The sequence below is a fragment of the Kitasatospora terrestris genome (assembly GCF_039542905.1).
In the GTDB taxonomy this organism is placed as follows: domain Bacteria; phylum Actinomycetota; class Actinomycetes; order Streptomycetales; family Streptomycetaceae; genus Kitasatospora; species Kitasatospora terrestris.
The window spans coordinates 2,058,101-2,081,231 of sequence record NZ_BAABIS010000001.1 but is presented as its reverse complement, the minus strand read 5'-3'; the positions used below and the strand labels follow the sequence as shown (position 1 = coordinate 2,081,231).

Sequence of the window (23,131 nt, the reverse complement as noted above, 5' to 3'; positions counted from 1 at the left end):
ATTCCGGGCGGAGGAGGTTGACCGCCCGGCCGGAAGGCCGCAGGATCATGGCACCCCACCGCCCCGGAAGGACCCGCCGCATGGCATTCGACGCCGACGTGATCGTGATCGGAGCCGGCCTCGCGGGCCTGGCCGCCACCGCCGAACTCGCCGACGCCGGGCGGAAGGTGATCCTGCTCGACCAGGAGCCCGCGGTCTCGCTGGGCGGCCAGGCGCACTGGTCCTTCGGCGGCCTGTTCCTGGTCGACTCGCCGGAGCAGCGCCGGATGCGGATCCGCGACTCCCGCGAGCTCGCCTGGCAGGACTGGCTCGGTTCGGCGGGCTTCGACCGTCCCGAGGACGCCTGGCCGCGCCGCTGGGCACAGGCGTACGTGGACTTCGCCGCGGGCGAGAAGCGCGCCTGGCTGCACGCGATGGGCGTGCGCTTCTTCCCGGTGGTCGGCTGGGCCGAGCGCGGCGGACTGCTGGCCAGCGGCCCCGGCAACTCGGTGCCGCGCTTCCACATCACCTGGGGCACCGGCCCCGGCCTGGTCGAGCCGTTCGCCCGCCGGGTCCGCGAGGCGGCCGCCCGCGGCCTGGTCGAGCTGCGCTTCCGCCACCGGGTGACCGGCCTGTCCGCCTCGGCGGGCACGGTGGACACCGTCAGCGGTGAGGTCCTGGCGCCGAGCCGGGTCCAGCGCGGCGAGTCCAGCTCCCGCGAGGTGGAGGGGAGCTTCGAGCTGCGCGCCCAGGCCGTGGTGGTCGCCTCCGGCGGCATTGGCGGCAACCACGACAAGGTGCGCGCCGCCTGGCCGGAGCGTCTCGGCACCCCGCCGGCGCGGATGCTCTCCGGCGTGCCCGCGCACGTCGACGGGCTGATGCTGGACGTCGCCGAGGCGGCCGGCGGCCGGCTGATCAACGGCGACCGGATGTGGCACTACACGGAGGGCATCGAGAACTGGAACCCGATCTGGCCCGCCCACGGCATCCGGATCCTGCCCGGCCCGTCCTCGCTCTGGCTGGACGCCCGCGGCCGCCGGCTGCCCGTTCCGCTCTTCCCCGGCTTCGACACCCTCGGCACCCTCGAACACATCATGACCACCGGGCACGACCACACCTGGTTCGTGCTCACCCAGAAGATCATCGAGAAGGAGTTCGCGCTCTCCGGCTCCGAGCAGAACCCCGACCTCACCGGCAAGTCCGTCCGCGACGTGCTCGGCCGCGCCCTGCCCGGCGCCCCCGGCCCGGTCGAGGCGTTCAAGCGCAACGGCGTGGACTTCGTGGTCGCCGACACCCTCGGCGAGCTGGTCCGCGGCATGAACGCCAAGACCCCGGACACCCCGATCGACGAGGCCGACCTGCGCCGCGAGATCGAGGCCCGGGACCGCGAGATCGCCAACCCCTTCGCCAAGGACCTGCAGGTCACCGCGGTCCACGGGGCCCGCCGCTACCTGGGCGACAAGCTGATCCGCACCGCCGCCCCGCACCGGCTGCTGGACCCCAAGGCCGGGCCGCTGATCGCGGTGCGGCTCAACATCCTCACCCGCAAGTCGCTCGGCGGCCTGGAGACCGACCTGTCCGGGCGGGTGCTCACCGCCGACGGCGCGCCCCTGGAGGGCGTCTACGCGGCCGGCGAGGCGGCCGGCTTCGGCGGCGGCGGGGTGCACGGCTACCGCTCGCTGGAGGGCACCTTCTTGGGCGGCTGCCTGTTCTCGGGCCGGAACGCAGGACGGGCGGCGGCCGCAGCCACCGCCTGACCCGCGCCGTTCCCGGCGTTACTTGTCGATGTACATCGAGTCCATGAACTCGATCAGCTGGCGGTCGGTCACCCGCATGCCGTCGCGGTGACCGGACGCCAGGTCCTTCTCGCTGATCATGCCGACCAGCATCTCGCCGTCGATCACCGGGATGCGGCGGATCTGGTGCTGCTCCATCTTCTTCAGCACGTCGTCCATGGAGTCGTCCGCACGGACGCAGTGCAGGTGGCCGGCCAGTTCCATCGCCTTCATCGTCATCGGGTCCTTGCCCTCGGCGATACATCGGGTGACGATGTCACGGTCGGTGATGATGCCCTTGAGCTTGCCGTCGCTGCCGCAGATCGGCATGGCGCCGACGCCCATGTCGCGCATCATCATCGAGGCGTCCATCAGGGTCTGGTCGGCACCGACGCACTGGGCACCGGCATGCATGATGTCACGGGCTGTGATCACGGAACTTCCTCTCCTCGTCCGCGCGCAAGCCGCGGAAGGTGGTGGTGCTGCCACCGTAGGACGAGGTCCCGCCGCCCGCGCGGGGAGCTGCTCCGGGGCCCGGCGGCCGGGCGGCCCGGGCGCTGCGGCAGAATCTGGTGACCGCCCGTGTCCGGCCACCGCCGGACCGCAGCCCCCGCGGTCCGCGGCCGACGACGGCGGCGGGCCACCACGGAAGGACACTTGATGGCCCGTCGAGCCGCCCGGCAGCCCGCCGCCGCCCCCGCCGCACCGGTGACCGTGACCGTCTGCCGGGGCTGCTGCTGCGGCACGACGGCCAAGCACCCGGGGGTCGACCATGCGGGTCAGCTGGCCCGGCTGCGGGCCGGCGTCGGCACCGCCGGACAGGTCCGGGCGGTGGACTGCCTGGACGCCTGCGGGCACTCCAACGTGGTGGTGGTCAGCCCCTCCGCCGAGGGCCGCAGGGCGGGCGGCCGGCCGGTCTGGCTGGGCTGGGTGCTGGCCGAGGACATGATCGACGAGATCGGCGAGTGGGTCCGGGCCGGCGGGCCGGGCATCGTCCCGGCGCCGGGCGTGCTCGACCTGCAGGAGTTCCAGGTCTCCCGCCGGGTCCGCGACGGCCTCCCGGGCTGAGCGGCTCCCCGCACCCGGCCGGTCCGGCCCGGTGGGCGGCTGCCATCCTTGAGGGCATGACCGAACTCGACGGGCGGCCGGTGGACCCGGCGGAGCTGCAGGTGCTGGCGCTCACCAACTACGGGCACTTCACCACCGTGCGGGTGGAGGACGGCCGGGTCCGGGGGCTGGCGCTGCACCTGGAGCGGCTGACCGCCGACTGCCGGGCGCTGTTCGGCACCGAGCCGGACCCGGACCGGGTGCGGGCGTACGTCCGGCGGGTGCTGCCCGGGGAGGGCACGGTCAACGTACGGGTCACCCTGTTCGACCCGGCGCTGGACCTCGGCACCATCGGCGGCCCGGCCCACCCGCGGGTGCTGGTCACCACCCGCCCCGCCGGCCCGCTCGCCGCGGGGCCGATCCGGGTGCGCACCGTCCCGTACGTGCGCGACCTGCCGCAGGTGAAGGGCGTCGGGCTGTACGGCGCGCTGCGGCACCGGCGGGAGGCGCTGCTGGCCGGCTTCGACGACGTGCTGTTCACCGACCCGGCGGGCCGGCTGACCGAGGGCGGCACCTGGAACCTCGGGCTGGTCCGGGACGGCCGGGTGGTCTGGCCGCGCGGCGAGATCCTGGTCGGCACCACCATGCGGCTGCTGCAGCGGGTGGACGAGGACTGGTCGGCGGAGGACGTCCGCTCGCCGGACGGCTTCGAGGCGGCGTTCGCCACCAACGCCGCGGTCGGCGTGCGGGTGGTCTCGGCGGTCGACGGGCGGCCGCTCGCCGGGGAGCACCCGGTGGTCGAGCGGCTGCGCGCCGCGTACCGGGAGCTGCCCGGCGAGCCGGTCTGACGCCGGATCGGGCACCGGGGTGCCGGATCCGGTCAGACGGTGAACCAGGCCTTGCCCTCGGGCGAGTTGAACGCCCGCAGGATGGCGATCGCGAGCACGATGCCGAGCAGGCCGGGGACGGAGCCGCTGAACAGGGCGACGATCCCGTTCAGCACCGCCAGGCCCTCGATGACCGTCACCGTGACGCGCACCCAGCGCAGCCGCCGGGGTACCAGAGCCGCGCAGATCGCCAGCACGAGCGCGAGGAACAGGGTGATCCCGCCGATCGCGCCGAGCACCCCGGAGTCGTCGTCGCCGTCGCTCAGGCCGAGCAGCAGCAGGCCGACCAGGCCGTTGGCGAGCACCTGGAAGACCAGGCCGCCGATCGCGAACTTGAGCGGGCGCGGCATCGGCCCGCCGTACTGATGAACCGTCATGTCCGTTGTCCCCCCGGAACCGTCGAACTCTTCCCGTGTGGAGAGGATGGGCGGACGGCCGCGGGGTGTCAACGGTGCCGGTGATCAGCTCTCGAAGCCGAACCGGTCCAGCCGGAGCGCGCCCCGGAGCGTGAGCCGGACGTCGTGCACGCCGGAGGCGGGCGCGGCGAGTCCGGCCGTCAGCTCGGTCCACTCCTGCGGGCCGCCGGTGGACGGGACCGGGACGGTGGTGACCCTGCCGTCCAGCTCCACCTCGACGGCGGCGGAACCGGGCAGCGCGCGGGCGACGGTCAGCCGGATCCGGCCGGCCCGCCCGCCGAGGTCGCAGTCGTGGAACAGCAGCCGGGCGAGCCCGGCGCCCTCCACCGCCTCGCCGCCCTCCGCGCGGCTGCGCTCGACGATCCGGGCCCCCTGCGCCTCGTTGAAGTCGCGGGCGAGGACGGTCGTCCCGTGCGCCGGTCGCGGCGCGGACTCCGCGGCGGGCAGGGCGAGTTCGGCGGTGGAGCGGAGGTCGCCGGCGCTGGCGGCGGCGGCCAGCAGCTGGCGGCCGGCCGGGGCGGCCCAGCGGTGGTGGGCGACGTCCCGGTGGCCGAGCGCCTCCAGCGGCACCGCGAACTCCACCTCGCGGGCCTCGCCGGGTGCCAGCTGCACGCGCCGGAAGGCGTGCAGGCGCAGCGGTGCGCTGTGCCGGGCCTCCAGTGCGCGGGCGTACAGCTGGACGGTCTCGGTGCCCGCGCGCCGCCCGGTGTTGGTGACGGTGAGCGCCGCGACCACCCGTCCGTCGTCGAGCGAGACCCGCAGCGGGCCGTACCCGAAGGCGGTGTAGCCGAGGCCGTGGCCGAAGGGGTACAGCGGCTCCTCGTCCAGGTACTGGTAGGTGAGGCGGCCGGCGATGATGTCGTAGTCCAGGAGGCCGGGCAGCGGCTGCCCGGCGCGGTACCAGGTCTGCGGCAGGCGGCCGGTGGGCGCGGCGTCGCCGAGCAGGACGTCCGCCAGCGCGGCGCCGCCCTCCTGGCCGCCGTGCGCGGTCCACAGCACGGCCGGGACCTCGCGGGCCGCCCAGTCGACGGCGTACGGGTGGCCGGAGACCACCGCGAGGACGGTGCGCGGGTTGGCGGCGCGGGCGGTGCGCAGCAGCTCCTCCTGCTGCGGGGGGAGGGCGAGGTCGACCCGGTCCTCGGTCTCCCGGCCGTTCAGGTGCGGGTCGTTGCCGGCCACCACGACCACGGTGTCGGCCGCGGCGGCGATCCGGGCGGCCGCGGCGGCGCCGGCCGACACCAGGCGGCAGACGAACGGCTCGGCCTCCTCGTACGCGGTGGTGCACGTGGTGAGCGCGCCGGTGCCGGCCGCCACCGCGATCCAGCGGCCGCTGCCCAGGTGCTGGATCCGGGTGCGGCCGTCCTCGCCGCGCTCCAGCCGGAAGGCCTCCTGGACCACCCACGCGTCGGGGTGGTCGGCGGTGGCGGCGAGCAGCCCGTAGTCGTCCTTGGTGAGGTAGCGGCCGTCGTGCGCCTGCACGGTGGTGACGCCCCGGCCCCAGTCCTGGACGGCGAAGACCTCGCTCCCGCCGACCGCGGGGGCGGTGGCGGCGAGCAGGCCGTCGGGGCCCGCGCCGAGGTAGCCGCCGGTGGTGGTGGAGCGCAGCGCGATCCGGTCCAGGCCGTCGGTGTGGGTGACCCGCTCGGCGCCGAGGCGGGCGCGCAGCGCGTCCAGCAGGGTGGTGCGGTGGGTGAGCGAGCCGCTGTACCAGTCGCGCAGCACGTCGTCGCCGAGCGGGCCGACCACCGCCAGGGTGCCGGTGGGGGCGAGCGGCAGCAGCGCGTCCTCGTTGCGCAGCAGCACCACGGCCTGCCGGGCGCTCTCGCGGGCCAGCGCCCGGTGCTCGGGGCAGTCCACCACGGCCTGGCCGGTTCCGGCGTACGGGTCGAGCCCGGGGTCGAGCTCGCCGGTGCGGATCCGCAGGGTGAGCAGCCGGGCGACGGCGGCGTCGATGTCGGCCTCGTCGACCAGGCCGCGCTCCAGCGCCTCGGTGAACCGGGCGGCCGTGACCTGCGGGTCGGCGCCGTGGTCGGTGAAGCTGTCCACCCCGGCGCGCAGTGCGGCGGCGTGGCCGGTGGCGTGGTCCGGGTAGTGGCGCTGCGCGGCGACCAGGTTGGAGGGGGCCTCGGCGTCGCTGCACACCAGCAGGTCGGCGCCGTGCTTCCAGCGGCGCAGCTCGTCCTTCAGGTAGCCGCTGACGTGGGCGGGCCGGCCGTTCACCACGTTGTACGAGGGCATCACGGCGGCGATCGCTCCGGACTCCACCGGGCCTCGGTAGCAGGGGAGTTCGTACTCGTGCAGGACGCGCTGGCGCAGGTCGGAGGAGCTGGTGGTGCGGTCGGTCTCGTTGTTGTAGCCGAGGAAGTGCTTCAGCGTGGGGGCGGTGCGCCAGTACACCGGGTGGTCGCCGCGCAGGCCCTGCGCGTACGCGGTGGCGAGTTCGGCGGTGAGCAGCGGGCACTCGGCGTAGCCCTCCTCGTTGCGGCCCCAGAGCGGGTGGCGCAGCGGATTCACCACCGGGGCCCAGACGTTGAGGCTGATCGGGGCCTCGCGGCCGGGTGCGGGCGGACGCTCGTGGAAGGCCCGGACCTCGGTGGAGACGGCCTCGCCGACCGCGCGGACCAGCTCGGGGTTCCAGGTCGCGCCGAGGCCGACCGCCTGCGGGAAGGAGGTCGCCGCGCCGAGCCAGGCGACCCCGTGCAGCGCCTCGGTGCCGGTCACGTGCGCGGCCAGGCCGAGTCGCGGGACGGCGGGCGCGTACTGGTGCAACAGGGCGATCTTCTCGGTGGGTTCGAGCCGGGAGAGGAGGTCCTTCACCCGTTCGTCGACGGGCAGCCGCGGGTCGCGGAACGGGGCGTCTGACATGGCGGCGGTCCTCCGGCGGGCTGGCGATCGAAGCGCTTCGAAGTTCGCAGTCCGCCGTGGTGGTGTCAAGGTGCGCACCTGGCCCGAAGCGGCCCGTGCCGCCTGTGTCGTGGTCAAGTCCTGAACTGTGAAGCCCGTGCAAACCCTTGTGCGTCGGCTCCGGCTGGCCTAGCCTCGGCGCCACGTTGAAGCGCTTCGACAGTGCGCTCGACGGACCCGGTCCGCACCACCCCAATCGCCGCCCCCGCGCCAGGACGAAGGGCTCCTCCCACCATGAACAGCGCTGACAGAGCCGCGCTCGCCGCCAACCCCTCCCGCCGCCGGCTGCTCGCCGGTGCGGTCGCCGCGGTCGCGGCGACCACCGGTGGCGGGCTGCTTTCCGCCTGCTCCTCGGGCAAAGGCGGCTCCACGGCCAAGGGCGGCGTGGCCGGCAACGACACCCTGGCGAGCGTCCTCCCGGCGTACGCCGCCTCCGCCGTCGTCACGCCCGACATCCCGAGCGTCAACGGCTCCACCCCGGCGTTCCTGAAGTTCCCCGCCGAGCTGAAGGCGTCCGTGGCCAACAAGCCGGGAAAGGGCGGCAGTTACACCTTCTTCACGCCGCTGTGGGGAGCGGACCCGGGCAGCGGCTCCAAGTACTTCGCCGCGATGGACGACGCGCTCGGCATCAAGGTCAAGTGGCAGCTCCAGGACGGCGTCACCTACCAGGACAAGCTCGGCGCGGTGCTGGCCGGCGACAACGTCCCGGACCTGTTCTGCATCCCGGGCTGGAACATCCTGGGCCAGATCCCCAATGCCATCGGCGCCAAGGCCGCCGACCTCGGCCCCTACCTGTCCGGCGAGAAGGTCAAGAAGTACCCCAACCTGGCCGCGATCCCCACCGGCGCCTGGCAGATGTGCGTCTTCGGCGGCAAGCTCCGCGGCCTGCCCATGCCCAACCGGCCGCTCGGCGGCGTGGTGCCGTACTACCGGGCCGACCTGCTGGAGGCCAAGGGCATCACCCGACTGCCGAAGACCGCCGACGAGTTCCTCGCGCTGGCCAAGGACCTCACCAGCGCCGACGCCAAGGTCTGGGCCTGCGACGACATGTGGTGGACCGCCCAGGTGCTGTTCAACCTGGTGCCCGGCTCGATGCCCAACTACTGGAAGCAGGACGGCGGCAGGCTGGTCCACCGGATCGAGACGCCGGAGTACCTGGAGGCGCTCGCCTGGACCCAGAAGCTCTACGCCCAGGGCAGCGTCCACCCCGACGCGGTGGCCGGCAAGACCAACGACGCCAAGACCCGCTTCACCTCCGGCCAGACGCTGTTCATGAACGACGGCGACGTGATGCGCGGCATGATGAACGAACAGGCCAAGGCCAACCCGAAGTTCCGGATGAAGCCGATGGACTTCTTCGCCCACGACGGCGGCAAGCTGGAGCTGTACGTCGGCCAGCCGGCCGGCATCTTCAGCTTCCTGTCCGCCAAGCTCTCCGGCGCGCAGATCGAGGAGCTGCTCGGCGTCGCCGACTTCGCGGCCGCCCCGTTCGGCAGCAAGGAGTTCCTGCTGGAGAAGTTCGGCGTCGAGGGCCTCCACTACACCAAGGACGCCTCAGGCACCCCGGTGCAGACCGAGCTCGGCACCAAGGAGGTCGTCTCCTCCTACGAGTTCGTCGCCTCCCCGGCCCCCGCCATCGCCTGGCCCGACCAGCCGCAGGCCGCCACCGACTTCGCCAACTGGATGGGCCGGATGATGGCCTTCGGCAAGAAGCCGATGTTCTACGGCATGCAGGTGCAGGAGCCGACCCGGCTCGCCTCGCTCTACACCCGGTTCAAGGACATCGAGAACGACGTGGTCCGCGGACGCAAGAAGATCGGCGACATGCAGGACGAGGTCGCCAACTGGAAGAAGAACGGCGGCGACGAGCTGCGCGCCTTCTACCAGGACATCCTCGACAAGAACGGCAGCGGGAGCTGATGAGCACCGTCCTCGGCAGCCGCCGGGCCGACCGGGGGGAGGCCGCCGCGCCGGCGACGGCCGCCCCCCGGGGCATCACCCGGTGGCAGCGGTTCAAGCGCGACCGGGTCCTGGTCCTGATGACCCTGCCCGCGCTCGCGCTGCTGGTCGTCTTCAACTACGTCCCGCTGCTGGGCAACGTCGTCGCCTTCGAGGACTACGACGTCTACGGCGGCGGCATCACCGGCAGCGAGTTCGTCGGCTTCGACAACTTCGCCGCGGTCTTCAACGACGACCAGTTCTGGGCCGCCGTCGCCAACACCCTCTCCATCACCGGGATCCAGCTGCTGCTGTTCTTCCCGGTGCCGATCGCGCTCGCCCTGCTGCTCAACAGCGTCATGAGCGGCCGCGTCCGCACCGCGGTCCAGTCGATCCTGTACCTGCCGCACTTCTTCTCCTGGGTGCTGGTCATCACGGTCTTCCAGCAGATGCTCGGCGGCGCCGGCCTGATCGCCCAACTGCTGCGCCGGCACGGCATCCAGGGTTTCGACCTGATGACCGACCCGGCGCTGTTCAAGTTCCTGATCACCGCCCAGGCGATCTGGAAGGACGCCGGCTGGGGGGTGATCATCTTCCTGGCCGCGCTCAGCTCGGTCAGCCCCGAGCTGTACGAGGCCGCCGCCGCCGACGGCGCCGGCCGCTGGCGGCGGATCTGGCACGTCTCGCTGCCCGCCCTGCGCCCGGTGATCGCCCTGCTGCTCGTCCTGCGGGTCGGCGACTCGCTCACCGTCGGCTTCGAGCAGATCCTGCTGCAGCGCGACGCGGTCGGCGTCGGCGTCTCCGAAGTGCTCGACACCTACGTCTGGTTCCGCGGCATCCGCAGCGGCGACTTCTCGTACGCGGCCGCGGCGGGCCTGGTCAAGGGCGTCTTCAGCTTTCTGATGGTGGTCCTGGCCAACCGGGTCGCCAGGCGCCTCGGCGAGGAAGGGGTCTACAGCAGATGAGCACGACGATCCGACCCGTGTGGGAGGAAGAACCGAGTGCGGTCGGCAAGGGGTTCAAGGGGCTCGGCCTGGGGGCCATCTGCCTGCTGATCCTCGGGCCGCTGTGGGTGGTGGTGCTGACCAGCGTCTCCGACCCGCGCACCGTCACCGAGGCCGGCGGGCTGGTGGTGGTGCCCGGCGGGCTGTCGGTCCGGGCGTACCAGGAGATCCTCGGCGGCGGCGCGGTCACCCGCGCGGTGGTGGTGAGCCTCGGGCTGACCGGGGTCGGCACGGCGGTGTCGATGCTGGTGTCGGTGCTCGCCGCGTACGGGCTCTCCCGGCGCGGGACGTGGGGCCACCGGCCGATCCTGCTGGCCATGATGGTGACGATGTTCTTCGGCGCCGGGCTGATCCCGACCTACCTGCTGATCCAGAACCTCGGACTGATGGACAGCTACTGGTCGCTGGTCCTGCCGAGCGCGGTGAACGTCTTCAACCTGCTGGTGCTGCGCGCCTTCTTCATGGGCGTCGCCCCGGAGCTGATCGACAGCGCGCGGATCGACGGCGCGGGCGAGTGGCGGATCCTGTGGCAGATCGTGCTCCCGCTCTCCCGGGCGGTGGTCGCCGTGGTCGCGCTGTTCTACGCGGTCGGGTACTGGAGCGCCTGGTTCAACGCCTCGCTGTACCTGAACGACCAGCACCGCTACCCGCTGCAGAACATCCTCAACTCCTTCGTGCTGCGCCAGCAGGCGCCGACCGGCATGTCGCAGGCCATCAACACCGGTGCGGTGCCCGCGCTCTCGGTGCAGATGGCGGTGATGGTGCTGGCCCTGGTGCCGGTGGTCTGCGTGTACCCGTTCGTCCAGAAGCACTTCCAGAAGGGCATGCTGATCGGCGCCGTCAAGGGCTGATCGCACCGCACCGTCCGAGGAGGACCCGCTGATGCCATCCCTCGCCGACGCCACCCGGGGCCGGATCCTGTTCGGTGGCGACTACAACCCCGAGCAGTGGCCGGAGGAGACCTGGGCCGAGGACGTCCGGCTGATGAAGGAGGCCGGCGTCACCACGGTGACGGTCGGTGTGTTCTCCTGGGCGCGGCTCGAACCCGCGCCGGGCAAGCGCGACTTCGGCTGGCTGCGGCGGCTGCTCGACCTGCTGCACACGGGCGGCGTCGAGGTGTGCCTGGCCACCCCGACCGCCTCCCCGCCGCCGTGGCTGGGGCGGCTCCACCCCGGCACGCTGCCGGTCACGGCCGACGGGACCACCCTGTGGTGGGGCTCGCGGAACCAGTACTGCCCCTCGTCGGCCGACTACCGGCGGTACGCGGGCGCGCTGGTGGCCGACCTGGCGGCGGAGTTCGCCGACCACCCGGCGGTGGTGATGTGGCACGTCAACAACGAGTACGGGCCGGTCTGCCACTGCGAGGAGACCGCCGAGCGCTTCCGCGGCTGGCTGCGCGACCGCCACCGGACCCTGGAGGGGCTCAACTCGGCCTGGGGGACGGCCTTCTGGAGCCAGGGCCACGGCTCCTGGGAGACCGTGATCCCGCCTCGGAGCGCGCCGTACCTCCCGAACCCGGCCGCGGTGCTCGACTTCCGGCGGTTCTGCTCGGACGTGCTGCTGGAGTGCTTCACCGCGGAGCGCGACCTGATCCGGCTCCACCGGCCGGACGCGCCGGTGACCACCAACTTCATGACCCTCCACCCGCACGTGGACTGCTGGTCCTTCGCCGCGGCCGAGGACTTCGTCTCGCTGGACAGCTACCCCGATCCGGCGGATCCGCGGGCCGCGGTGTACGCCTCGCTGGGCCAGGACGTGGCCCGGTCGGTCGGCGGCGGCAGGCCCTGGATGCTGATGGAGATGGCGGCGGGCGCCGTCAACTGGCGCCCGGTGAACCGGGCCAAGCCCGCCGAGCGGCTGCGGCTGGAGGCCCTGCAGTCGGTGGCGCGGGGAGCGGACGCGATCCACTTCTTCCAGTGGCGGGCCTCGCGCTCCGGGGCGGAGAAGTTCCACTCGGCTATGCTCCCGCACGCCGGCCCGGACACCCCGCAGCACCGCGCGGTCCGCGAGCTCGGACGGGAGCTCGGCCGGCTCGGCGAGGCGGTCGGCGGCGAGGTCGCGGCCGACGTCGCGGTGGTGCTGGACTGGCCGAACTGGTGGGCGCTGGAACAGCGCGGCCGGCCGAGCGAGCGGGTCGAGCTGCCCGAGCTGCTGCTCGCCTGGCACGGGGCGCTGTGGGACGAGCACCTGACCGTCGACTACGTCCGCCCGGACGCCGACCTGCGGCGCTACCGGATGGTGACCGTGCCCAACCTCTACCTGGCCGACGACCCGGCCGTGGCCAACCTGGTGGCGTACGCCGCCGGCGGGGGCACGCTGGTCTGCGGCTTCCTGACCGGCGTCGCGGACGGGAACGACACCGTCCGCGAGGGCGGCATGGACGCCAGGCTGCGCGCGCTGCTGGGGGTGCACCCGCTGGAGTGGCGGCCGCTCGGCGAGGAGAGCGCGCCGCTCACCGGGCTGGACGGCGCCGCGACGCTGTGGAGCGAGGCGCTGCGGGTCGAGGCGGGGACGGAGGTCCTGGCGCGGCTGGCCGACGGCACCCCGGCGGTCACCCGCAGGGGCAGGGCCTGCTACCTGGCGACGCTGCCGGATCCGGCGCTGCTGCGGCGGCTGCTGGGCGGCGCCGCGGCGGCCGCGGGTGTCCGGCCGGAGGTCGAGGGACTGCCGGACGGCGTCGAGGCGGTCCGGCGGGGCGGGCTGCTGTTCGTGCTCAACCACACCGGCGCGGCCGTCCGGATCGCGTCCGGCGCCGGGCGGCACGAGGTGCTGACCGGCCGGGAGCTGCCGCCGGACGCCGAGCTCGGCCCGTACGACGCGTGGGTGCTGCGGTAACGCGGGGGTTCCACCGGGTGCATCGCCCGGTGCGGTTCTACGATCGAGGACGGTCCTTCCATGTCCAGCCCGGCCCACGGCCTGTTCGACACCGCTCTTGCCGACGACTGGCGGGACGGCTACCTGTGCGGCAACGGTCGGCACGGCGCCGTGGTGCACGGCGACTGCGTCGTGGTGACGCACCACGACCTGGTGCTGCCCGATCCGCTGAGCGGCGTGGAACCGCCGCTGCTCGCACCCCGGTTGGAGGCGATGCGGGACGCGCTGCTGGCCGGCGACCAGGAGCGCGCGGTGCGTCTGTTCGGCGGTGACTGGGAGCCGCGGTCCGTCCAGCGGTTCCATCCCGGCTTCGCGGTGCGGATCCGCCGGCCGGACGCGGCGCAGGCGGAGGGCTTCCGGCGCACCGTGGACTTCGCGACGGGCGTGGTGGCGGCGGAGTGGACGGACGCGGCGGGGCGGTGGCGCTCGGAGTGCTTCGTCTCGCGGGCGGACGACGTCGTGGTGCAGCGGCTGGTGGCGCCCGAGGGGGCGGGCGTCGAGGCGGAGATCGGCGTGGACGGCCGGCTGCCCGGCGTGCCGGAGGAGCTGCGGGCCGCGGTCCGCTCGGTCCGCCGGCCCGCGCAGGCGCCGGCGGTGGAGGGCGGCGGGGCCCGCGACGAGGCGCTGCTGCGGCTGCGGGCCCGCTACCCGGAGAGCGGGCTCGGCTACCGCGGGGCGGTCAGGGTCCTCGCGCCGGGCGGTGCGGTGCGCTGCGACGGGCCGCGGGTCCGGGTCTCCGGCGCGCCCGAGGTGCTGCTGCTGACCCGGGTGGCGCGCGGTCCGGTCGGTCCGGTGGACGGCGACCCGGCCCGGCTGGACACCGGCATGTACGAGCTGCCGCAGAGCCACGCCGAGCTGCTGGAGCGGCACCTGGCCGTGCACCGGCCCGCGTACGAGCGGGTCACCCTCGACCTGGGCGCCGACCCGGCCGAGCGGGCCCGCCCGGTGGCCGAGCTGCTGGCCCGGCAGGAGGCCGACCCGTCGGCGGTGCAGCCCGCGCTGCTGGAGGCGCTGTTCGCGGCCGGCCGCTACCACCTGCTGTCGGCCTCGGGCCACCGCCCGCCGCGGCTGTGCGGGCTGTGGACGGGGGACTGGGACACCGCCTGGGGCGGCGCGTTCACCACCAACGCCAACCTGAACCTGCAGCTGGCGTCCGCCGCGGTCGCCGACCTGCCGGAGGCGGTGCACGCGCTGGCCGCGCTGGTCGCCGACCAGCTGCCCGACTGGCGGACCAACGCCGCCCGCCTGTTCGGCACCCGGGGCGTCGTCGCGCCCGCGCACACCGACGGCGCCAACGGTCTGCAGTACCACTTCAACCACAGCTGGGCGCACCACCTCTGGACGGCGGGCGCCGACTGGCTGCTGCACCCGCTGCTGGAGCACGCCGAGACCACCGGCGAGGCGGTCGACTGGCTGGGGTCGGCGCTCGGCGAAGTGGCGGAGTTCTACCAGGACTTCCTGACCCGTACCGGCCCGGACGGCGCACCCGTCCTGGTGCCGTCCTACTCGCCGGAGAACCACCCGGTCGACCCGGCGACCGGCGCGCCCATGCCCGGGGCCGCCTCGGCGAACGCCACCATGGACCTGGCCGCCGCCCGGCACGCGCTCACCGCCGCCGCCCGCCGCACCACCGACCCGGACGCGGCCGCCGCCTGGCGGGCCCTCGCCGAGCGGCTGCCCGGCTACGCGGTGAACGCGGACGGCGCCCTCGCCGAGTGGGCGTGGCCGGGTCACCGGGACGGCTACGACCACCGGCACGTCAGCCACCTCTACCCGGTCTGGCCGCTGCACGCGATCACCCCGGAGGACACCCCGGAGCTCGCCGACGCCGCCCGCCGGGCGCTGCGGCTGCGCGGCGACGAGAACCACTCCGGCCACGGCCACCTGCACCGCGCGCTGGCCGCCGCCCGGCTGGACGAACCGGCGCTGCTCGCCCGGCCGCTGGCGCACCTGCTCGGCGACGGCTTCTGGTACCGCTCGCTGATGAGCAGCCACTACCCGGGCCGCGAGGCGTACAACGCGGACGTGGCGCACGCGCTGCCCGGGGTGCTGATCGAGGCGCTGGTGCGCTCCACCCCGGAGGAGGACGGGCGGCCCGCCCGGCTGGTGCTGTTGCCCGCGCCGGTCGCCGGGCTGGAGCGCGGGGTGCTGCGCGGCGTGCGCACCCGGTTCGGCGCCACCGTCGAGGAGCTGGCCTGGGACGGCGAGCGGGTCTCGGTGACCCTGCGCGCCCCGGCCGAGCGCCGCTTCGAGTTGCGCGTGGTGCCGGGCGGGAAGCCCGCCGAGCCGGTCCGGCTGACCGCCGGCGCCGCCCGGACGCTGGTGTTTCCGCTGGTCTGAGGGCCCGACGGACTTTGCGAAGGCATGGAGAGTCTTGCGGTGCGCCAGACCGACACGACCGGGAGCGCTCATCGGACGTCCGGGCGGGGCCACCGCGCGCTGGAACGCTCCGGCCATGGATGTCCAACGCATGGGCGTGCCCGCGGGGCTCGCCGACCGGATGAGCACCGCGGAGCAGCACGAGTACCTGCGCAGCAGGCTCTCCCGGCGCGGCCTGCTGCGCGGCGGCGCAGTGACGGTCTCCGCGCCGGCCGACACCACGGCCGGGACCGACGGCGCGATGGTGGCGCCGATCGGCCGTCACCTCGCGTTCGGCGCCGAGCCGGACAGCCAGATCCGGATCTCCTGGCAGGTGCGGGCGCTGCACACCCCCGCGCTGACCCCGACCGGCACCCCGGTCGGCCACCAGGGCTTCGACCCCGCCTCGCAGCAGGCGATCTCCACCCTCTCCACCTTCCGCACCGCGCCCTCCCGGCACGGACGGCACAACCGGCGTACCCGCCGTTCACCTTCACGGCCTTCGGCGACCAGGGCGTCAGCGCGCACGCGGTCGGCAACGACCACGTGATCCTGGCCCAGGACCCGGCCTTCCACCTCCACGCCGGCCGCAGCCTGTGCGGCTTCGACGCGCCGGACAGCTGCGAGGGCCACGAGCAGCGGGTCGACGAGGTCGCCACCCACCACTTCGCCGAGGGCGGGGTGAAGGTGCCCGAGACGGTGGAGTGGTCGCGGGTGCGCTGCACCGGCTACTCCTTCATCAAGGTGGACGGCACCCGGGTCGACCACTGCACGGTGGCGCGCCGCGCGGGGGAGTGCGCCTCGTAGACTGCCCGGTCATGACCGTGCTGCGCTCCGCCCTGCTCTTCGTCCTCGCCGCTCTCCTGGAGATCGGCGGAGCATGGCTGGTCTGGCAGGGCGTGCGCGAGCACCGGGGCTGGGCGTGGATCGGCGCGGGCGCGGTGGCGCTCGGCGCGTACGGCTTCGTCGCCACGCTCCAGCCGGACGCCGCCTTCGGCCGGGTGCTCGCCGCGTACGGCGGGGTGTTCGTGGCGGGCTCGCTGCTCTGGGGGGTCGTCGTGGACGGCTTCCGGCCCACCCGCTACGACGTGGTGGGTGCGCTGATCTGCCTGGCCGGGGTCGCCGTGATCATGTACGGCCCCCGCCGCTGACCCGCTGTTCCTTCCGCGCCCTCGTCGGCCCGTCCGGGCCGGTGGGGGCGTCCGGCGTTTCCGGGACGTGACGCGAGGGTTGACGCGTCCTCGGCATCGACCCTAAGTTCAAGCCTCGCAATAAGGTTCAGACCAATTCCGGCGGCCCAGGTGACGGCCCGTCGGCTGGACCGGCGTGCCCCCACGCGTCCCTGCTGCCAGAGGGAGTCCCCCATGCTCAGAAACGTGTCTCGCGCCCTCGCCGGCGCCGTCGCGCTACCCGTCGCGGTCGCCGGCCTGCTGCTCGCCGGCAGCTCACCGGCCGCCGCCGCGGCCAACCCGGGGCCCGGGTTCCCGGCGCACTACGCGGCCCCGTACATCGAGACCTGGAAGTCCCCGTCGGTGATGGCCGACGTCCGCAACGCGACCGGCCTGAAGTACTTCACCCTCGCGTTCGTGATCGCCGACGGCAGCTGCAATGCCACCTTCAACGGCAACACCCCGATCACCGACGCCGGTTGGACCGGCGCGGTGAACAGCCTGCGGGCGGCCGGCGGCGACGTGATCGCCTCCTTCGGCGGCGCGGCCGGCACCGAACTGGCCCAGGCCTGCACCAGCGTCTCCTCGCTGCAGGCCCAGTACAAGCGGGTGGTCGACACCCTCAACCTCACCAGGATCGACCTGGACATCGAGGGCGGCGCGCTGAACGACACGGCCGCCAACGACCGCCGCAACCAGGCCCTGGCCGGCCTGCAGCAGAGCTACGCGGCGGCCGGCAGGAAGCTCGCCGTCAACTACACCCTGCCGGTGGACCCGGGCGGCCTGCTGCAGAACTCGCTCGACCTGCTGAACAACGCCAAGTCCCGCGGCCTGGACGTCAACCTGGTCAACATCATGACCATGGACTACGGCCCGGCGCTGGACATGGGCCAGGCCGCGATCGACGCCGCCAACAGCCTGCACACCCAGCTCGGCCGGATCTGGACCACCAAGACCTCCGACCAGCTGTGGGCGATGGAGGGCAACACCCCGATGATCGGGGTCAACGACACCACCGTCGAGGTCTTCACCACCGGCAACGCCACCACGCTGGAGGGCTTCGCGGCGAGCCGCGGCATCCAGCAGCTCGCCTTCTGGGCGGTCGGCCGGGACAAGGCCTGCGCCACCAACGGCACCCTGTCCGACTCCTGCAGCGGCACCCCGCAGTCCCCGTACCAGTTCAGCCGGATCTTCAACGCCGTCACCGGCGGCACCACGCCCCCGCAGCAGCGGACCGGCCGGATCACCGGCTACGGCGGCAAGTGCGTGGACGTGGCCGCGGCCTCCACCGCCAACGGCACCGCGATCCAGCTGTACGACTGCAACGGCACCGCCGCGCAGACCTGGACGGTGGCCGACGACGGCTCGCTGCGCGCGCTCGGCAAGTGCATGGACGTCACCGCGGCCGGCACCGCCAACGGCACCCAGGTGCAGCTCTACGACTGCAACGGCACCGGGGCCCAGAAGTGGCAGGCCGGCGCCGGCAACACCCTGGTGAACCCGGCCTCCGGCCGCTGCCTGGACGCGACCGGGCCCAGCTCGGCCAACGGCACCCGGCTGCAGATCTGGGACTGCTTCGGCGCCGCCAACCAGCAGTGGAACCTCCCCGCGTGACCGGCGTGACCACCCACCCGCTGCCCCCCAGGAGTCCTCGATGAACACGACAGCCCGCAGGAGGGCCGTCCCGCTGAGCAGCGTGCTCGGCCTGCTCGCCGGCACCGTCTCCGCGGTGGTCCTCACCCCCGCGCCCGCCGCCCACGCGGCCGTCCCCACCGGTTTCGTCACGGTGGTCGCCAAGAACAGCGGCAAGTGCGTGGACGCCGCCGCGGCCGCCACCGCCAACGGCACCGCCGTCCAGCAGTACGCCTGCAACGGCACCGGCGCGCAGAACTGGCAGTTCCAGGATGCCGGCGGCGGCTACGTCCGGGTCAACGCGCAGGGCGACCCCGGCAAGGTCTGGGACGTCACCGACGTCTCCACCGCCGACGCCGCCAAGGTCCAGCTGTGGACCTACGGCGGCGGCGCCAACCAGCAGTGGCTGCCGGTCGCCGAGGCCGGCGGCACCTACCACCTGGTCAACCGCAACAGCGGCAAGTGCCTGGACGTCCCGTCCGCCTCCACCGCCGACGCGGTGCAGCTGCAGCAGTACACCTGCAACGGCACCGCCGCGCAGTCCTTCACCCTCGGAGTCCAGAACGTGCCCGGTACACCGGACTTCGGGCCGAACGTGACGGTCTTCGACCCGTCGATGCCGGCCTCCTCCATCCAGGCCAAGCTCAACTCGGTCTTCTCCCAGCAGGAGTCCAACCAGTTCGGCACCGAGCGGCAGGCCCTGCTGTTCAAGCCCGGCAGCTACGCGGTCGACGCCAACGTCGGCTTCTACACCCAGGTCGCCGGCCTCGGCCTGTCGCCCGACGACGTCACCATCAACGGCGCGGTGCACGCCGAGGCCGACTGGTTCCAGGGCAACGCCACCCAGAACTTCTGGCGCTCCGCCGAGAACCTCTCGGTCAACCCGAACGGCGGCACCGACCGCTGGGCGGTCTCCCAGGCCGCGCCGTACCGCCGGATGCACGTCCGCGGCAACCTGCAGCTGGACGACGGCGGCTGGTCCAGCGGCGGCTTCATCGCCGACTCGAAGATCGACGGCCAGCTGCGCTCCGGCTCCCAGCAGCAGTGGCTCTCCCGCAACGCCCAGTGGGGCAGCTGGACCGGCTCCAACTGGAACATGGTCTTCGTCGGCGACGTGAACGCGCCCGCCAACACCTTCCCCAACCCGCCGTACACCACCGTCGGCCAGACCCCGGTGGTCCGCGAGAAGCCCTTCCTGTACGTGGACGGGGCCGGCGCCTGGCAGGTGTTCGTCCCGGCGCTGCGCAGCAACAGCAGCGGCATCACCTGGGCCGGCACCCAGCCCGGCAGCTCGCTGCCGATCGACCGGTTCTACATCGCCAAGCCCGGTGCCACCGCGGCCGACCTCAACGCGGCCCTGGCGCAGGGCAAGAACCTGCTGATCACCCCGGGCGTCTACCACCTCGCGCAGACGCTGAACATCACCCGGCCCGATACCGTGGTGCTGGGCCTCGGCCTCGCCACGCTGATCCCGGACAACGGCGTCACCGCGGTGAACGTCGCCGACGTGGACGGCGTCAAGCTGGCCGGCCTGCTGATCGACGCCGGACCGGTCAACTCGCCGGTGCTGATGCAGATCGGCGCCGGCGGTTCGAGCGCCGACCACGCGGCCGATCCGACCTCGCTGCACGACGTGTTCTTCCGGATCGGCGGTGCCGGTGTCGGCAAGGCCACCCAGTCGCTGGTGGTCAACAGCAACAACGTGATCGGCGACCACCTGTGGATCTGGCGCGCCGACCACGGCAGCGGCGTCGGCTGGACGGCCAACACCGCGGCCAACGGCCTGGTCGTGAACGGCCGTTCGGTCACCATGTACGGCCTGTTCGTGGAGCACTTCCAGCAGCACCAGGTGATCTGGAACGGCGAGGGGGGCCGCACCTACTTCTTCCAGAACGAGATGCCCTACGACCCGCCGAACCAGGCGGCCTGGACGAACGGCTCCACCCGGGGCTACGCGGCCTACAAGGTCGCCGACTCGGTGGTCGACCACGAGGCCTGGGGCCTGGGCAGCTACTGCTACTTCAACGTCAACCCCGGCGTGGTGGCCGAGCACGCCTTCGAGGTGCCCAACCGGTCGACGGTGCGCTTCCACGACATGGTGACCGTCTCGCTGGGCGGCACCGGCACCATCAACCACGTGATCAACGGGACGGGCGGACCGTCCAACTCGTCGACCAACGTGGCGAACCTGGTCGCCTACCCGTGACCGACCGGCGGCCGGGCCGGGACTCCAGGCCCGGCCCGGCCGCCGCGTCTCAGGCCGGCTCCCAGCGCCAGCCGTTGTTGTCCACGCACTTGATGGCCCGGCCGCTCGCGTCCGTCCCGTACACGCCGTGGTCGGAGGTGCGGCAGTACTGGCCGGCCTTGTAGCAGTTGCCGGCGTTGGAGAGGGGGTGGCAGCCGCCGGCCTGCGGCTGGGTCGGCTGGGGGGCCTGGGTGGTGCGCGTCGGGGTGGGAGTCCTGGTCGCGGCGGCCGTCCGGGTCGGCGCGGCCTGCGCGGGCACCGCCGTCGCGGTGGGCGTCGGGGTGGGCGTCGGCGTCGGGGTGGGGGTCGGCGACGCGGTCGGAGTGGGCGACGGCGTCGCCGGCACCACCGGGGACGGGGTCGCCGGCGCGCTCGCGGCGGTGGTGGACGGCCGGGCCGGCGGCGGTGCGGCGGCCTCCGGCTCGCAGGCGGTGGTGAACAGTGCCGCGGCCAGGGCTGCCCCGAGGAGGGCGGCCCTGACGGCTCGTGGCACGGCGCGGTCGGTGTGGTGGCGGGTCATGGCGGCTTTCGTCCGGGGACGGGATGCCGGACATCCTGGCGAGTGCCGCCGCGGCGCACCGGCGGAGTGATCCAGTCGTTGCCCGCCGGTGACCGGACCGCTACTGGCGGTAGGTGGTGAGGAAGCGGCCGATCCGGCTGATCGCGGTCTCCAGGTCGTCCGCGCGGGGCAGCGTGACGAAGCGGAAGTGGTCCGGGCGGGGCCAGTTGAAGCCGGTGCCCTGGACGATGTGGATCTTCTCGCGGAGCAGCAGGTCCAGCACGAAGCGCTCGTCGTCGACGATCTTGTGCACCGCCGGGTCGAGCCTGGCGAAGGCGTACAGCGCGCCCTTGGGCTTGACGCAGCTGACGCCCGGGATGTCGTTGAGCGCCCGCCAGGCGACGTCCCGCTGCTCGGCGAGCCGCCCGGTCGGCAGCACCAGGTCGTTGATCGACTGGTGGCCGCCGAGCGCCGCCTGGACGGCGTACTGGGCGGGCACGTTGGGGCACAGCCGCATGCCGGCCAGCATGGTCAAGCCCTCCAAGTAGTCCTTGGCGAGCTCCTTCGGGCCGGACACGGCCAGCCAGCCGCTGCGGTAGCCGCACACCCGGTAGGACTTGGACAGGCCGTTGAAGGTGAGGGTGAGGACGTCGTCGGAGAGCGCCGCCAGGCAGTGGTGCTCGGCGCCGTCGTAGAGGATCTTGTCGTAGATCTCGTCGGCGAGCACCATCAGGCCGTGCCGGCGGGCGAGTTCGAGGATGCCCTCCAGGAGCTCCTTCGGGTAGACCGCGCCGGTCGGGTTGTTCGGGTTGATGACGACGATCGCCTTGGTGCGGTGGCTGATCTTTGCGGCGATGTCCTCCAGGTCGGGGTACCAGTCCGCCTCCTCGTCGCACAGGTAGTGGACCGCCTTGCCGCCGGCCAGCCGGACCACGGCCGTCCAGAGCGGGAAGTCCGGCGCCGGGACGAGCACCTCGTCCCCGTCGTCGACCAGGGCCTGCACCGCCATCTGGATGAGCTCGGAGGCGCCGTTGCCCATGTAGACGTCGTCCACGGTGACCCCGGCGACCCCGCGCTGCTGGTAGTACTGCACCACCGCGCGCCGGGCGGGCAGGATGCCGCGCGAGTCGCTGTAGCCGTGCGCGTTGGGGAGGTTGCGGATGATGTCCTGGACGATCTCCTCGGGCGCCTCGAAGCCGAACGTCGCCGGGTTGCCGGTGTTCAGTCGGAGCACGCTGTGCCCGGCCTCCTCGAGGGCGTTGGCGGTGTCCACGACCGGGCCGCGGATCTCGTAGCACACGTCCTTGAGCTTGCTGGACTGGCGGAACTCCATCAGGGGCCTCCCGGACCGGTCGCCGGGCCACCGCGGCCGGCAATGCTTTGTTCTACCAAGTAGTCGCTTGGAAAGTCCAACCTATTGGCTATGCTGACCGCATGCCACGCCGAAGCTACGACCAGTACTGCGCCGTCGCCCGTGCCCTGGACGCGGTGGGCGAGCGCTGGAGCCTGCTCATCGTCCGGGAGCTGCTCGGCGGTCCGCGCCGCTACACCGACCTGCACGCCGACCTGCCCGGCGTGTCCACCGACATCCTCGCCGCCCGGCTCAAGCAGCTGGAGAGCGAGGGCCTCGCCGAGCGGCACCGGATGGAGAAGCCCGCCAACGCCGTCCTCTACCGGCTGACCGAACGCGGCCTGGCCCTGCGCGGCGTCGTCGAGGCGCTCGCCGCCTGGGGCGCGGACGAGCTCGGCGAGCCCCGGCCGACCGACGCGGTGCGCGGCCACTGGTACACCGGGCAGCCGGTGGCGGGCGACTGACCCCCGTCCCGGCCCGTGGACCGGGGCTTTCGCGCGGCGCGGCCCGTGGTTAGCGTCGCCGCATGACCACCGAACCCGCGCACCAGCTCGCCCAGATCAACATCGCCCGGATGCTCGCCCCGCTGGACAGCCCGCAACTCGCCGACTTCGTCGCCGCGTTGGAGCCGCTCAACGCCGCCGCCGACCGGGCCGAGGGCTTCGTGTGGCGGCTGGCCGACGGCGAGTACGGCGGCAACGCGACCGGCTCGCGGATCTACGGGGACGACTGGCTGCTCGTCAACATGTCGGTCTGGCGCGACCCCGGGACGCTGGAGGCGTACGTCTACAGCCCGGAGCACCGGCCGGTGCTCAAGCGGCGCCGCGAGTGGTTCGAGCGGCCGGCCGAGGCGATGACCGCGCTGTGGTGGGTGCCCGCCGGGCACCGGCCGACCGTCGCCGAGGCCGAGGCCCGGCTCGACCTGCTGCGGGCGAAGGGCCCCACCGCCGACGCGTTCACGCTGAAGGAGCGCTTCCCGGCGCCGGACGCCTGACCGGGAAAACCGTTGAACCGTCAGCGACGGTGTGGTTGAGTGGCAGTCCGGCGCACGGA

At 73.4% G+C, this 23,131-nt stretch carries 19 protein-coding genes and 1 pseudogene; 15 read left to right on the top strand and 5 right to left on the bottom strand.

The genetic code is table 11. The features are described from left to right. The first annotated feature begins 80 nt into the window (after positions 1–80). Positions 81–1,736, top strand: coding sequence for an FAD-binding dehydrogenase (locus ABEB06_RS09660; RefSeq protein ID WP_345696400.1), 1,656 nt, complete (start codon positions 81–83; stop codon positions 1,734–1,736). Positions 1,737–1,754: 18 nt separating this feature from the next. Here ABEB06_RS09660 and ABEB06_RS09655 read toward each other — a convergent pair whose 3' ends face one another. Continuing rightward, a complete protein-coding gene (locus ABEB06_RS09655; RefSeq protein WP_345696399.1) occupies positions 1,755–2,189 on the bottom strand; it encodes a CBS domain-containing protein in 435 nt (144 codons plus the stop codon). Positions 2,190–2,414: 225 nt separating this feature from the next. Here ABEB06_RS09655 and ABEB06_RS09650 point away from each other — a divergent pair, with 225 nt between their 5' ends. Continuing rightward, positions 2,415–2,822, top strand: a complete 408-nt coding sequence (locus tag ABEB06_RS09650; RefSeq protein WP_345696398.1) for a (2Fe-2S) ferredoxin domain-containing protein — start codon at positions 2,415–2,417, stop codon at positions 2,820–2,822. A gap of 56 nt (positions 2,823–2,878) precedes the next feature. Then, positions 2,879–3,649 (top strand): aminotransferase class IV, encoded by a 771-nt coding sequence (locus ABEB06_RS09645; protein ID WP_345696397.1) that lies wholly within the window; start codon positions 2,879–2,881, stop codon positions 3,647–3,649. Between the two features lie 32 nt (positions 3,650–3,681). On the opposite strand, the gene ABEB06_RS09640 is transcribed toward ABEB06_RS09645, so the two are convergent. Further along, positions 3,682–4,065 (bottom strand): hypothetical protein, encoded by a 384-nt coding sequence (locus ABEB06_RS09640; protein WP_345696396.1) that lies wholly within the window; start codon positions 4,063–4,065, stop codon positions 3,682–3,684. Positions 4,066–4,149: 84 nt separating this feature from the next. Next, positions 4,150–6,969 (bottom strand): glycoside hydrolase family 3 C-terminal domain-containing protein, encoded by a 2,820-nt coding sequence (locus ABEB06_RS09635; RefSeq protein WP_345696395.1) that lies wholly within the window; start codon positions 6,967–6,969, stop codon positions 4,150–4,152. A 273-nt stretch (positions 6,970–7,242) separates the two neighbouring features. Here ABEB06_RS09635 and ABEB06_RS09630 point away from each other — a divergent pair, with 273 nt between their 5' ends. The 10 genes from ABEB06_RS09630 (at position 7,243) to ABEB06_RS09590 (ending at position 20,189) form a co-directional block, all read left to right on the top strand. Continuing rightward, on the top strand, positions 7,243–8,928 hold the full coding sequence (locus tag ABEB06_RS09630; RefSeq protein ID WP_345696394.1) for an extracellular solute-binding protein: 1,686 nt from the start codon (positions 7,243–7,245) through the stop codon (positions 8,926–8,928). Then, entirely contained in the window at positions 8,928–9,911 is a 984-nt protein-coding gene (locus ABEB06_RS09625; protein ID WP_345696393.1) for an ABC transporter permease, read from the top strand. The genes ABEB06_RS09630 and ABEB06_RS09625 overlap by 1 nt, the downstream gene beginning before the upstream one ends. Then, positions 9,908–10,801 carry a carbohydrate ABC transporter permease gene (locus tag ABEB06_RS09620; protein ID WP_345696392.1) on the top strand — a complete coding sequence of 298 codons (894 nt, stop codon included), beginning with the start codon at positions 9,908–9,910 and terminating at the stop codon, positions 10,799–10,801. Before ABEB06_RS09625 ends, ABEB06_RS09620 begins: the two co-directional genes overlap by 4 nt. A gap of 31 nt (positions 10,802–10,832) precedes the next feature. After that, positions 10,833–12,785 (top strand): beta-galactosidase, encoded by a 1,953-nt coding sequence (locus tag ABEB06_RS09615; RefSeq protein ID WP_345696391.1) that lies wholly within the window; start codon positions 10,833–10,835, stop codon positions 12,783–12,785. 60 nt (positions 12,786–12,845) lie between these two features. Then, positions 12,846–15,164: a glycosyl hydrolase family 95 catalytic domain-containing protein gene (locus tag ABEB06_RS09610; protein ID WP_345696390.1), complete on the top strand. Its 2,319-nt coding sequence runs from the start codon at positions 12,846–12,848 to the stop codon at positions 15,162–15,164. Between the two features lie 115 nt (positions 15,165–15,279). After that, positions 15,280–15,732 (top strand): hypothetical protein, encoded by a 453-nt coding sequence (locus ABEB06_RS09605; protein ID WP_425559598.1) that lies wholly within the window; start codon positions 15,280–15,282, stop codon positions 15,730–15,732. After that, positions 15,729–15,989: a hypothetical protein gene (locus ABEB06_RS39320; protein WP_425559597.1), complete on the top strand. Its 261-nt coding sequence runs from the start codon at positions 15,729–15,731 to the stop codon at positions 15,987–15,989. The genes ABEB06_RS09605 and ABEB06_RS39320 overlap by 4 nt, the downstream gene beginning before the upstream one ends. An 11-nt stretch (positions 15,990–16,000) precedes the next feature. Next, positions 16,001–16,333, top strand: coding sequence for a YnfA family protein (locus tag ABEB06_RS09600; protein WP_345696389.1), 333 nt, complete (start codon positions 16,001–16,003; stop codon positions 16,331–16,333). 213 nt (positions 16,334–16,546) lie between these two features. Further along, positions 16,547–17,965, top strand: a complete 1,419-nt coding sequence (locus ABEB06_RS09595) for an RICIN domain-containing protein (protein WP_345696388.1) — start codon at positions 16,547–16,549, stop codon at positions 17,963–17,965. 40 nt (positions 17,966–18,005) lie between these two features. Then, a complete protein-coding gene (locus ABEB06_RS09590) occupies positions 18,006–20,189 on the top strand; it encodes an RICIN domain-containing protein (protein ID WP_345696387.1) in 2,184 nt (727 codons plus the stop codon). A gap of 49 nt (positions 20,190–20,238) precedes the next feature. Here the strand turns inward: ABEB06_RS09590 and ABEB06_RS09585 are convergent, their stop codons facing one another. Then, the gene (locus tag ABEB06_RS09585) at positions 20,239–20,748 is read right to left on the bottom strand and encodes a hypothetical protein (protein ID WP_345696386.1); all 510 of its coding nucleotides are present in this window, start codon (positions 20,746–20,748) and stop codon (positions 20,239–20,241) included. A gap of 100 nt (positions 20,749–20,848) precedes the next feature. Further along, the gene (locus ABEB06_RS09580) at positions 20,849–22,060 is read right to left on the bottom strand and encodes a pyridoxal phosphate-dependent aminotransferase (protein WP_345696385.1); all 1,212 of its coding nucleotides are present in this window, start codon (positions 22,058–22,060) and stop codon (positions 20,849–20,851) included. Between the two features lie 101 nt (positions 22,061–22,161). Here ABEB06_RS09580 and ABEB06_RS09575 point away from each other — a divergent pair. Both ABEB06_RS09575 and ABEB06_RS09570 read left to right on the top strand, forming a co-directional pair. Further along, positions 22,162–22,515: pseudogene (locus ABEB06_RS09575) on the top strand (winged helix-turn-helix transcriptional regulator); the annotation flags it as partial. 89 nt (positions 22,516–22,604) lie between these two features. Then, positions 22,605–23,072, top strand: a complete 468-nt coding sequence (locus ABEB06_RS09570; RefSeq protein WP_345696384.1) for a DUF3291 domain-containing protein — start codon at positions 22,605–22,607, stop codon at positions 23,070–23,072. Positions 23,073–23,131 lie beyond the last annotated feature (59 nt).

Bases quoted from the DNA above. Each gene is read 5' to 3' on its own strand.
- ABEB06_RS09660 (WP_345696400.1), top strand. From the start codon at position 81: ATGGCATTCGACGCCGACGTGATCGTGATCGGAGCCGGCCTCGCGGGC.
- ABEB06_RS09650 (WP_345696398.1), top strand. From the start codon at position 2,415: ATGGCCCGTCGAGCCGCCCGGCAGCCCGCCGCCGCCCCCGCCGCACCG.
- ABEB06_RS09645 (WP_345696397.1), top strand. From the start codon at position 2,879: ATGACCGAACTCGACGGGCGGCCGGTGGACCCGGCGGAGCTGCAGGTG.
- ABEB06_RS09640 (WP_345696396.1), bottom strand. From the start codon at position 4,065: ATGACGGTTCATCAGTACGGCGGGCCGATGCCGCGCCCGCTCAAGTTC.
- ABEB06_RS09635 (WP_345696395.1), bottom strand. From the start codon at position 6,969: ATGTCAGACGCCCCGTTCCGCGACCCGCGGCTGCCCGTCGACGAACGG.
- ABEB06_RS09630 (WP_345696394.1), top strand. From the start codon at position 7,243: ATGAACAGCGCTGACAGAGCCGCGCTCGCCGCCAACCCCTCCCGCCGC.
- ABEB06_RS09625 (WP_345696393.1), top strand. From the start codon at position 8,928: ATGAGCACCGTCCTCGGCAGCCGCCGGGCCGACCGGGGGGAGGCCGCC.
- ABEB06_RS09620 (WP_345696392.1), top strand. From the start codon at position 9,908: ATGAGCACGACGATCCGACCCGTGTGGGAGGAAGAACCGAGTGCGGTC.
- ABEB06_RS09615 (WP_345696391.1), top strand. From the start codon at position 10,833: ATGCCATCCCTCGCCGACGCCACCCGGGGCCGGATCCTGTTCGGTGGC.
- ABEB06_RS09610 (WP_345696390.1), top strand. From the start codon at position 12,846: ATGTCCAGCCCGGCCCACGGCCTGTTCGACACCGCTCTTGCCGACGAC.
- ABEB06_RS09605 (WP_425559598.1), top strand. From the start codon at position 15,280: ATGGATGTCCAACGCATGGGCGTGCCCGCGGGGCTCGCCGACCGGATG.
- ABEB06_RS09600 (WP_345696389.1), top strand. From the start codon at position 16,001: ATGACCGTGCTGCGCTCCGCCCTGCTCTTCGTCCTCGCCGCTCTCCTG.
- ABEB06_RS09595 (WP_345696388.1), top strand. From the start codon at position 16,547: ATGCTCAGAAACGTGTCTCGCGCCCTCGCCGGCGCCGTCGCGCTACCC.
- ABEB06_RS09590 (WP_345696387.1), top strand. From the start codon at position 18,006: ATGAACACGACAGCCCGCAGGAGGGCCGTCCCGCTGAGCAGCGTGCTC.
- ABEB06_RS09585 (WP_345696386.1), bottom strand. From the start codon at position 20,748: ATGACCCGCCACCACACCGACCGCGCCGTGCCACGAGCCGTCAGGGCC.
- ABEB06_RS09580 (WP_345696385.1), bottom strand. From the start codon at position 22,060: ATGGAGTTCCGCCAGTCCAGCAAGCTCAAGGACGTGTGCTACGAGATC.
- ABEB06_RS09570 (WP_345696384.1), top strand. From the start codon at position 22,605: ATGACCACCGAACCCGCGCACCAGCTCGCCCAGATCAACATCGCCCGG.